The sequence below is a fragment of the Pseudonocardia kongjuensis genome, assembly GCF_039526905.1.
Taxonomy (GTDB): Bacteria; Actinomycetota; Actinomycetes; order Mycobacteriales; family Pseudonocardiaceae; genus Pseudonocardia; species Pseudonocardia kongjuensis.
In genome coordinates this window covers 123,181-133,638 of the sequence record NZ_BAAAJK010000009.1, presented here as the reverse complement: position 1 = coordinate 133,638, position 10,458 = coordinate 123,181, and the positions used below count along the sequence as shown (strand labels likewise).

Annotated in this window: 10 protein-coding genes; 5 read left to right on the top strand and 5 right to left on the bottom strand. The window is 73.6% G+C overall.

What is annotated here, in order from left to right; all coding sequences use genetic code 11:
* The first annotated feature begins 102 nt into the window (after positions 1-102).
* Positions 103-1,137 (top strand): DNA polymerase IV, encoded by a 1,035-nt coding sequence (locus tag ABD160_RS14030; RefSeq protein WP_344022349.1) that lies wholly within the window; start codon positions 103-105, stop codon positions 1,135-1,137.
* 1 nt (position 1,138) lies between these two features.
* Positions 1,139-3,280 (top strand): flavin-containing monooxygenase, encoded by a 2,142-nt coding sequence (locus tag ABD160_RS14025; RefSeq protein ID WP_344022347.1) that lies wholly within the window; start codon positions 1,139-1,141, stop codon positions 3,278-3,280.
* 15 nt (positions 3,281-3,295) lie between these two features.
* Here the strand turns inward: ABD160_RS14025 and ABD160_RS14020 are convergent, their stop codons facing one another.
* Together ABD160_RS14020 and ABD160_RS14015 are read right to left on the bottom strand one after the other, a co-directional pair.
* Positions 3,296-5,998, bottom strand: coding sequence for a winged helix-turn-helix domain-containing protein (locus ABD160_RS14020; protein WP_344022345.1), 2,703 nt, complete (start codon positions 5,996-5,998; stop codon positions 3,296-3,298).
* A gap of 140 nt (positions 5,999-6,138) precedes the next feature.
* On the bottom strand, positions 6,139-7,203 hold the full coding sequence (locus ABD160_RS14015; RefSeq protein ID WP_344022343.1) for an NAD(P)-dependent alcohol dehydrogenase: 1,065 nt from the start codon (positions 7,201-7,203) through the stop codon (positions 6,139-6,141).
* Between the two features lie 104 nt (positions 7,204-7,307).
* On the opposite strand from ABD160_RS14015, the gene ABD160_RS14010 reads away from it, so the two are divergent.
* The 3 genes from ABD160_RS14010 (at position 7,308) to ABD160_RS14000 (ending at position 8,589) form a co-directional block, all read left to right on the top strand.
* Positions 7,308-7,673 (top strand): hypothetical protein, encoded by a 366-nt coding sequence (locus ABD160_RS14010; RefSeq protein ID WP_344022341.1) that lies wholly within the window; start codon positions 7,308-7,310, stop codon positions 7,671-7,673.
* A gap of 170 nt (positions 7,674-7,843) precedes the next feature.
* Positions 7,844-8,371, top strand: coding sequence for an MFS transporter (locus ABD160_RS14005; protein WP_344022339.1), 528 nt, complete (start codon positions 7,844-7,846; stop codon positions 8,369-8,371).
* 59 nt (positions 8,372-8,430) lie between these two features.
* Positions 8,431-8,589, top strand: coding sequence for a hypothetical protein (locus ABD160_RS14000; protein WP_344022337.1), 159 nt, complete (start codon positions 8,431-8,433; stop codon positions 8,587-8,589).
* 13 nt (positions 8,590-8,602) lie between these two features.
* On the opposite strand, the gene ABD160_RS13995 is transcribed toward ABD160_RS14000, so the two are convergent.
* From ABD160_RS13995 to ABD160_RS13985, 3 genes are all read right to left on the bottom strand, one after another.
* Positions 8,603-8,926, bottom strand: a complete 324-nt coding sequence (locus ABD160_RS13995; protein ID WP_344022335.1) for a hypothetical protein — start codon at positions 8,924-8,926, stop codon at positions 8,603-8,605.
* A 102-nt stretch (positions 8,927-9,028) separates the two neighbouring features.
* Positions 9,029-9,865: an Fpg/Nei family DNA glycosylase gene (locus tag ABD160_RS13990; RefSeq protein ID WP_344022333.1), complete on the bottom strand. Its 837-nt coding sequence runs from the start codon at positions 9,863-9,865 to the stop codon at positions 9,029-9,031.
* Positions 9,866-9,917: 52 nt separating this feature from the next.
* On the bottom strand, positions 9,918-10,376 hold the full coding sequence (locus ABD160_RS13985; protein ID WP_344022331.1) for a DoxX family protein: 459 nt from the start codon (positions 10,374-10,376) through the stop codon (positions 9,918-9,920).
* Between the last annotated feature and the right edge of the window lie 82 nt (positions 10,377-10,458).

The window sequence follows — 10,458 nt, the reverse complement described above, 5'->3', positions numbered from 1 at the left end:
TGCAACTCGACGGCGAAGGCACCCACGGCCCCCGCGAACTGCTCGAGCTCCCCATCCGCTTCCTGTCCGTCGTCGCCTACGGCGAGGTCTCCGGGATGTGAGATGAGCCGGTGGATCCTGCACGCCGATCTCGACCAGTTCCTGGCCGCGGCGGAGGTGCTGCGCCGGCCCGAGCTCGCCGGACGCCCGGTGGTCGTCGGCGGGCACGGCGGTCCCGACGCGCGGACCGTCGTCGCGACCGCGTCGTACGAGGCGCGCGCGTTCGGCGTGCGGTCCGGCATGCCGATGGCGGCGGCCCGCCGGCGCTGCCCGGACGCGGTGTTCCTCCCGTCGGACACGGCGTACTACCAGCGGGTGTCCGACGAGGTGATGCGGCTGCTGCGCGGGCTCGGCGAGCCGGTCGAGGTGATCGGCTGGGACGAGGCGTTCGTCGGCACCGACGGCGATCCCCGGGCGCTCGCGCAGCGGATCCGGGAGACGGTGGCCGGCACCGGACTGTCCTGCGCGGTCGGGATCGGCGACAACACGCTGCGGGCGAAGACCGCGACCGGCTACGCGAAACCGGCCGGCGTGCACGAGCTGACCGCGGCGAACTGGTTCGGCACGCTCGGCGCCGAGCCGCCGGAGGCGCTGCCCGGGATCGGCCGGGCCACCGGCCGCACGCTGGCCGGGCTGGGCATCACGACGGTCACCCGGCTCGCCGAGTCCCGCCCCGGCGACGTCGCCGCCGAGCTGGGGCCGCGGCGCGGCCCGTACCTCGTCTCGCTCGGCCGCGGGATGGGGCGCACCGAGCTGGACACCGGGCCGTGGGTGCCGCGCTCGCGCAGCCGGGAGACCACCTTCCCGGCCGATCTCACCGACCGCGCGGAGCTGCACGCGGCCCTGCGCACGCTGGCGTTGCGGGTCGCCGACGACGTCGCCGAGGAGGGACGGGACTGCGTCCGCGTCGGCATCCGGGTCCGCACCCGCAGCTTCCGGACCAGCACCCGCAGCCGGGGCCTCGATCCGCCCGGCCGGGACGCCGGACCGATCGCCGCCGTCGCCGCGACCCTGCTCGACGAGCTCGACCCGGACCGCCCGGTCCGGCTGCTCGGGGTACGCGCCGAGCTGGCCGCCCCCACCGGAGGGACCGTCTGACATGCCCCGCATCGGGATCACCGGCCACTCGACGCTCACCCCCGGCTCGATCCCGCTGGTCGCCGACGCCGTGCTCGCGGAGCTCACCTCGCACCCGGCGCCGCTGGTCGGGCTGTCCTGCCTCGCCCGCGGCGCGGACCAGCTGTTCGCCGACGCCGTGCTCGCCACCGGCGGCGACCTGGTCGTCGTGCTGCCCTCCCGCGACTACCGGGAACTCAAGATCAAGCCCGGGAACCGGGACGAGTTCGAGCGGTTGCACGCCCGCGCCACCGAGGTACGGGTGCTCCCCTTCGACACCGCGGACCGGGCCGCCTACGCCGCCGCCGGACGGGCCGTGCTCGACGACGCCGACCTGCTCGTCGCCGTCTGGGACGGCGCCCCGCCGGCCCGGGTGCGGGCTCCCTGTCCCGACCCCAAGCTCCCACCCCTACGGGTGGGACCACCCCTCCCCTCTTCCTCGCATGGTGTGTGCACGGACACATCCACCGGACGAGGAAAGGGACCGTCGATGACGACAGCACCGTCCACCGATTCCGACACGACCGGCGTCGAGCAGCTCGACGCCGTGGTACTGGGCGCCGGGGTCGCCGGGCTCTACCAGCTGCACCAGCTGCGCGAGCAGGGCCTGAACGTGCGCGCCTTCGACGCCGCGGGCGACGTCGGCGGCACCTGGTGGTGGAACCGCTACCCGGGCGCGCGGTTCGACTCCGAGGCCTACATCTACCAGTACCTGTTCGACGAGAAGCTCTACACCGACTGGAGCTGGAGCGAGAAGTTCCCCGGCCAGCCGGAGATCGAGCGGTGGCTGCACTACGTCGCCGACCGGCTCGACCTGCGCCGCGACATCACGTTCAACACGAAGATCACCAGCGCGCACTTCGACGAGGACCGGGGCCGCTGGACCGTCCGCACCGATGCGGGCCACGTGCTGGACACCCAGTTCTTCGTCAGCTGCGCCGGGATGCTGTCGGCACCGCTGACCGACCAGTTCGAGGGCCAGGACTCGTTCGCCGGGCAGCTGGTCTACACCTCGTCGTACCCGGCCGGCGGCGTCGACGTGGCGGGCAAGCGGGTCGGTGTGGTCGGGATCGGCGCGACCGGCATCCAGGTGATCCAGACGATCGCACCGGACGTCGGGCACCTGACGGTCTTCGCCCGCACCCCGCAGTACGTGCTGCCGATGAAGAACCCGCGCTACGGGCCCGAGGAGCAGGCCGCCTACAAGGCCCGTTTCGCCGAGCTGAAGGCGACCATCCCGCACACCTTCACCGGCTTCGAGTACGACTTCGAGCACGCCTGGGCGGACTGCACGCCGGAGCAGCGGCTGGAGATCCTCGAGGAGACCTACCAGGACGGCTCGCTGAAGCTGTGGCTGGCCGGCTTCGGCGAGATGTTCTTCTCCGAGGAGGTGTCGGAGGAGGTGTCGGAGTTCGTCCGCGACAAGATGCGCGAGCGGCTGGTCGACCAGCACCTGATCGACGTGCTGGTGCCCACCGACTACGGGTTCGGCACCCACCGGGTACCGCTGGAGAACGGCTACCTGGAGGTCTACCGCCAGGACAACGTCGATCTGATCGGGGTCAAGGACAACCCGATCGCCCGGATCCGCCCCGAGGGCATCGAGCTCACCGACGGCACCGTCGTCGAGCTGGACGTGATCATCCTGGCGACCGGGTTCGACGCCGGCACCGGCGCGCTCACCCGGATCGACATCCGCGGGCGCGACGGCCGTTCACTGGCCGACGAGTGGGGCCGCGACATCCGGACGACGATGGGCCTGGCCAAGCACGGCTACCCGAACCTGCTGACCACCGCCGTCCCGCTGGCCCCGTCGGCGGCGCTGTGCAACATGACGACCTGCCTGCAGCAGCAGACCGAGTGGATCACCCGGGCGATCCGGGACCTGCGGGTCGAGGGCAAGTCGGTGATCGAGCCGACCGAGCAGGGCGAGGACGCCTGGGTCGCGCACCACGAGGAGACCGCGGGCGCGACCATCGTGGTCAACACGACGTCGTGGTACCTGGGCTCGAACGTGCCCGGCAAGCCGCGCCGGCTGCTGTCCTACATCGGCGGGGTCGGCACCTACCGGCAGCTCTGCGAGAAGGAGGCGGCGGACGGCTACCCGGCGTTCGAACGGCGCTGAGCCGGCGGCGCCGGATCAGGCGAGCAGCCCGTGCCGGCGGGCGACCGAGACCGCCTCGGTCCGGTTGCCGGCGCCGAGCTTGCCGTAGATGTTCTTCAGGTACCACTTCACCGTGTTCACGGTGACCGACAGCGACCGGGCCACCTGCTGGTTGGTCCGGCCGACGTCGATCATCCGGAGGATCTCCAGCTCGCGGCCGGTCAGATCGACCGACGCGGTGGACGCGGTGGCGGCCCGTTCCCCGAGCAGCGCCTCCAGCTGCTCGGGGAGCGGTGCCGCCCCCACCGGCCAGTTCCCGGCCGCGGCCCGCACGACGAGCCGTTCGAGCACCGCCCGGACGGCCGGGCCGCCGTCGCGCACGATCTGCGGCACCCGCTCGGCGACGACCCGGTCGAGCACGCCGGCCAGCGTCCGTTCGGCGGCCATCCGCAGCGCGGCCCGTTCCTGGACCCCGGCGAGCTGCACCGACAGCACGGTCGCCGACCGGACGCAGCCGCGGGCGGCGTCGGACCCGACCAGGTTCTCCAGCAGCGCGACCGCGCCGTCGTGGTCGCACTCCGCGGACAGCACCGCGGCCAGCGACGAGGTGCGCAGCCGGTCGATCGCCTCGGCGATCCCGCCGTGCCGGCACGAGCCCTCCGGCAGCTCCTGGGCGACCCGGCGGGCGTCGCGGACCTTGCCGGCGTCGAGCAGCTGGACGATGCGCTCCGCCCCGATCGCGGCCCGCAGCCGGACCAGCCCGAGGCGTTCGGCGACCTGCGCGCCCTCGGCGAGCAGCTCGGCGGCCTCCGCGACGGCGCCGCGCCGGGCCCGGACCCGGGCCCGCAGCGCGTACCCGGCGGCCATGAACTCGACGACGCCGCTCTCCGCGCCCAGCTCGCCGCACTCCTCCAGGAGTCGCTCGGCGTCGTCGATCCGGCCCCGCATGTAGTGCAGCTCGCCGAGCAGCGCGGCCGCCAGCCGGGCCGCGTGCGACCGCTGCCCGGCCGAGCGGCGGGCCAGCTCGACGGCGTCGGTGAGGTGCTCCTCGGCGGCGTCGACGTCGAGCTGGGACAGCGCGGCGATGCCGGCGAAGCAGCGCCCGTACACGGCCGCGAACGAGCCGGTGGTGCGGTCGTGGAACGGGCGCGCCCAGCGCTGGCGCTCCCGGGCCCTGCCGTGCCGGGTGGCGTGGAAGTCGCAGAAGGTCTGGATGTTCGCCCCCACGGCGACCACCCACGGCCGGTGCTCCCAGGGCCGGTCGAGGCTGCGCCGGACCAGGTCCTCGGCCCGGTCGGTGCGGTCGTTGTAGATGTCGATGCACGCCTGCACGACGTCGGCCTCGATCTCCATCGCGGCGTCGCCGTGGGGCAGCGCCGAGCGCAGCAGGTCCAGCGTCGCCTGGGCCGCCGTGGTGCGCTGGAGCAGGCAGTTCGCCCAGGCCACCGCCATCAGCAGGCGGGGCCGGTCGTCGGCGGCGGTCGGCGGGAGCCGGTTCATCAGCCCGAGCAGGCTGACCATCCGGCTGTGCTCGACGAACGACATGGCGTGCTGCTCGACGAGATCGGTGGCCCGGCCGACCTCGCCCGCGGCGAGCGCGTGGCTGACCGCCTCCGGGGCGAGCCCGGCCCGGGCGAACCAGTCGCTGGCCCGCAGGTGCAGCGCGGCGACCCGGTCCGGGTGGTCGCGCCGCAGCCGTCGTCGCAGGTGGTCGGCGAACAGGTGGTGGTAGCGGAACCACTCGCGCTCGTCGTCGAGCGGCCGCAGGAACAGGTTGCGGATCTCCAGCTCCTCCAGCACCGCCTGGCCGTCGGAGCGGCCGGTGAGCTCGCCGGCGAGCTCGCCGCAGAGCCGGTCGCACACCGAGGTCGCGAGCAGCGCGTCGAGGATCTCCGGCGGCAGCGCGTCGAGCACGTTCTCGGTGAGGTACTCCCCCACCGAGTGGTGCCGGCCGGAGAAGCCGCGGATCAGCGCCTCCGGGTCGGCGCAGTCGCGCAGCGACAGCGACACCAGCTGCAGCGCGGCGACCCAGCCGTCGGTGCCCGCGGAGAGCCGGGCGACGTCGTCGCCGTCGAGGGTGAGCCCGTTCAGCTCGACCAGGAACTCGCGGGCCTCGGCCAGGTCGAAGCGCAGCGCGTCGGCGTCGATCTCGACGAGCTGGCCGCGCACCCGCAGCCGGGACAGCGGCAGCCGGGGGCGGCGCCGGCTGGTCAGCACGACCGAGAGGTTCGGCGGGGCGAAGTCGAGCAGGTGCACCAGGGCGTGGTGCACCGCGGCGTCGTCGATCAGGTGCCAGTCGTCGAAGGTGAGGACGACCGGCGCGGCGACCGCCCCGATCAGCTCCAGCAGCGTGGCCAGCACGTAGCGCTGGGTGTCCTCGGCGTTCTGCTCGATCAGCTCGGCGAGGTCGCGCAGCGGCTCGTCCGCGCCGGGCAGCACCCGGCGGACCGCGCCGAGCAGGTGGGACAGGAACCAGTGCGGGGCGTTGTCGTCGTCGTGCAGACCCAGCCAGGCGATCAGCGCGCCGCCGGCCTCCAGCTCGCGCAGCCGCTGCACGGCCAGCGTCGTCTTGCCGTACCCGGCGGGTGCGTGGATCACCACCAGCCGGGTCGCCCCGTCGGCGCGCAGCCGGTCCAGCAGCCGCTCGCGTTCGATCACGTTGTGCACGTGGGTCGGCGCGCGGAAACGCGTGGAGACGTTGCGTGGAACCGTGCGGCCGACCGGTTCCAGAGCCGTCATCGCCCCACCTCCGTGAGGATCACCGGGCGTCCCTGCCCGGACACCGATGGTACGCAGGTCGACGGCCGCCGTGACCCCGACGACCGGAGTGGATCCGCCCCGCCCGCACCGGGCCGGATCCGGCGCGGGCGGGGCGAGGCTCAGAAGGTGACCAGCGGTTTGATCACGTTGTCGGACTTGGAGGACATCAGCTCGAACGCCTCCTCGACCCGGTCGAAGCCGAACCGGTGGGTGGTCATCGGCGTCGGATCGACCCGGTCGGAGAGCATCAGCCGGAACAGCCGCTGCATGCGCAGGTTGCCGCCGGTGCACAGCCCGGTCCGGATCGACTTGCCGTTCATCCCGAGGCCGAAGGCGTCCAGCGGGAGCTGCAGCGGGTTCGGGTTCTCCCCGTGGTAGCCGATGTTGGAGACCCGGCCGCCGGCCTTGGTCACCCGCAGGCACGCCTCGAAGGTCTGCGGGAAGCCGAACGCCTCGATCGCCGCGTCCACGCCGACCCCGCCGGTCATGTCCATGATCTGCTCGACCGGGTCGCCCGCGGTGAAGTCGACGATGTCGTCGGCGCCGAACTGCTTGGCCAGCGCCTGGCGTTCCGGCCGGGACTCCACGGCGATGATCCGGCCGGCGCCGAGCCGGTGCGCGCCGATCGTCGCGCACAGCCCGACCGGGCCCTGCGCGAACACGGCCACCGTGTCGCCGATCTCGATCGACGCGTTCTCCGCGCCCATGATCCCGGTGGAGAGCATGTCGCAGGCGTAGGCGGCCTTCTCGTCGGACAGCTCGTCCGGGATGGGGGCCAGGTTCCCCTTCGCCGCGGGCACGACGAAGTACTCGGCCATGTTGCCGTCCATCTGCGCGGTGTAGCGGTACCCGCCGAGCGGGCCGCCGCACTGGCTGGTGTCCCCGCGTTGACAGTAGTCACAGCGGAAGCACGGGGTGACGGCGTTGACGGCCACCCGCTGGCCCTCGGTGAATCCCTCGACGGCCGAGCCGAGCGCGTGCACCACGCCGACCGCCTCGTGCCCGAGCGTCGCGCCGTCGGCGACCGGCAACGCTCCCTTCACGGTGTGCACGTCGGAGGTGCAGATCAGGGCCGCCGTCGTCCGGACGACCGCCTCCTCCGGCCCGGGCACCGGGATCGGCTTCTCGACCACCGCCGTCCGGCCGACCTCGGTCATGACGAACGCACGCATCGTCGGGCTCATGCTGGACCTCCCTGTCCGGTGTGACGGTGCCCACCGTTGCAAGGACGGCGGCACCGTGGCCCCACCCCTTCGGGTGGGCGCACCGGATCGGGGACACTCCGCACGTGACGACGTGGACGGCCGACGAGTGCGCCGAGCAGTGGGGCGTGCAGGTGGGGACCTGGAACTCCTACGTGAGCCGCGGGCAGGCGCCCGCGCCGCTGCCGGCGCCGGACGACGCGGGCCGCCGGGTCTGGGACGCCGCCGCGGTCCGCGCGTTCCCGCGGCCGGGCGCCGGGCACCGCCGGACCTCGGCGGCCGCGGAGGAGCTGCTCGCCGAGATGGCCGAGACCGGGGCCCGGATGGCGGAGCTGCGGGACCGGCAGCGCGAGCTGCTGCGGGCCGGCCGGGACGCCGGCTGCGAGATCCGCGCGATGTCCGAGGCGCTCGGGATCTCCCGGCAGACCGCGTACGCCTGGTTGAAGAACTGACGAGTCGTCGGTGGTCGGCGGGCCGCTGTCGACCTGGCTGATCACCATCGGCGACGGCGCGCTGGCTGCCCGCCGACCGGGCCGCCGCGCTGGAGGCGACGATCGCGGCGGAGGACACGGCGACCGCCGGGCAGGACCGCGGGATCCTCGCGGCGCTGCGCGATCCCCGGGTGATCGCGTTGTCGGCGGTGTACTTCGGCATCGTGTTCGGGCTCTACGTGCTCGCGTTCTTCCTGCCGCAGATCATCGCCGGGTTCGAGCAGCAGTTCGGCACCGAGTACACGCTGATCGAGGTCGGCCTGATCACCGCGGTGCCGTACGCGATCGCCTCGGTGACGATGGTGCTCTGGGCCCGGCACTCGGACCGGACCGGGGAGCGGGCGCTGCACGTCGCGGTGCCGGCCCTGGTGGGAGCGGTGGCGATCGCCGGCGCCCTCTGTGACGGTCTGCGCGATCGGGGTGTTCGCGGCGATCCCGCCGTTCTGCTCGCTGCCGAACGCGTTCCTGACCGGCTTCGGGGCCGCCGCCGGGATCGGCGGTTCGTCGGGTCGTTCGTGACCGGCCGGCTCGCCGATCTGACCGGCGACGCGCGGGCCGGGCTGTGGGTGGTCGCGGCGATGATGGTGATGTCCGCCTCCGTCGCGCTCGCCTTCCGCGGGAGGCCCCGTTCCGGATCATCAGGATCGACGAAATCCTGATAGGGTCTTCCCAATTCGGCGCACCATGGACACACCGGACGGCGAGGGGTTCGTCCGGCGTGACCAGGGGGGCGACGATGGACATCGCGACGATTCTGCTGCTGTTGCTCGGCGGCGTCGGGGGCTTCTTCATGGGCCGCTGGAGCGCCGAGACGCGGCGCGCGCACTTCGACCGCAACGTCGTGTGGAACAACCGCAAGCGCTACCGGGACGGGTGAGCCGGCGCCGGGATCAGTAGCCGATCGCCGAGGTGTAGTCGGCCGCGCCGAAGCCGATCGCCGTCGCCACGATCATGAGGGTGACCAGCGCGAACGGCCAGGACAGCCGTCGTTCGACGATCCGCAGCACGGTCATCGCGAGCCCGGCGATCCCGGCCGCGGCCGCGACGACCAGCGATCCGGCCACCGAGACCAGGATCCGCGACGAGCTGCACGTCTGCGGCGGGCAGTAGTCCAGGAAGGCCATCAGGAAGACCCCGCCGAACACGCCCAGCGCGACCAGCATCCCGGCCAGGGCCAGGGCGACACCGGACAGCACGACGTCCCACCTGATCACGGGACGACGGTCCGCGCCGGCCCGCGGGGACCCTGCCGACAGCATGCGCCAACGGTACTCGTATCGCCCGGAGCGGGACAGATCGGACACCACTCCGGGCGATCACCGATCACCCAGCGGATACACGGTGCTCCCGGCCTGACAGCGGGGGCACCAGAACAGGTTCCGGGCCCGGACGGCACGGTGCGCGATCGGCGTACCGCAGACCAGGCAGGGCCGGCCGGTGCGCCGGTAGGTGTAGACGACGCTCGCGCAGACCGGGCCGCGGGCGGGGGTCTCCGGCGGGCCGTCGTCGTGCGCGGGCAGGATCGTCTCGATCCGGCCACGCCGCTCGCCGTCGCGCAGCATCGCGGACAGGTCCGCCCAGAGCGCGGCGAACGTGTCGTCGTCGAGCTCGCGGGCCGGGGTCATCGGGTCGAGCCCGGTGCGGAACAGGGTCTCCGCCCGGAACACGTTGCCGACACCGGCGATCACCGACTGGTCCATCAGCAGCGCGGCCAGCGGTGCCCGGGACCGGGCGAACCGGTCCCGGACCCGCTCCGGGTCCGCGTCGGCGCGCAGCGGGTCCTCGCCGAGCCGGGCCCGCAGCGCGGCCACCCCGGCGTCGTCGAGCAGCTCGCAGGCGGCCGGACCGCGCAGGTCGGCGTAGTGGCTGTCGCCGACGATCCGCATCCGCACCTGCCCGCGCGGTGGCGTCTCGGGCCGCCGCCGGTTCCCGAACCGGCCCCACAGCCCGAGGTGGACGTGCACCACGGTGTCCGGGCCGAAGTACTGGAACAGGTGCTTGCCGTGCGCGTCGACACCGTCGAGCACCCGGCCGTCGACCGCCCCGGCACCGGTGGTGAACCGGCCCTGCGGGCTGCTGACGGCGACCGGCCGGCCCGCGAAGCGACGCCGCTGCAGGCGGGCCAGCCGGTGCACCGTGTGTCCCTCGGGCATGGGCCCAGCGTCCCCCGGCCGCGCCCGCTGCGCGCGGCGACCGGGTGCGCGGTCAGGCCCGGTGGGCCGCCGCCCGGTCGCGGGTCACGGCGGTCGCGCGGCGGCGGGCGGCCAGCAGGTGGTCCACCGAGAACCGGCCGGGGCCGGTCGCGGCGAGCGCGAGGGCCAGCGCGGCGATCACGCCGACCAGCTCCCAGCCGCCGTCGGACACGAACACGGTGATCCCGAGGTGCGCGAACAGGTAGGCACCCACCATGGTGACCACGGTCGCCAGCCCGGCGACGGTCGTCGCGGCACCGGCGAGCAGCAGGATCCCGCCGAGGGTCTCGACGGTCATGACGAACAGCGCGGACAGCGTCGGCAGCGGGATCCCCATGCCGGAGAAGCCCTCGGAGACACCGCCGACACCGCGGCCGAGCTTCTGGACGCCGTGCGCGACGAGCACGACGCCGAGCAGGATACGGGAGATCAACAAGGCGATGTCGGACGCGGGCGCGGGGAGCGGGCGCATGTGGCATACCTCTCAATGGTTGAACATTCACTGACTCGTTCGACGGTACCGACATCGGCCGTTCGGCCGCCGCCGCTCGCAG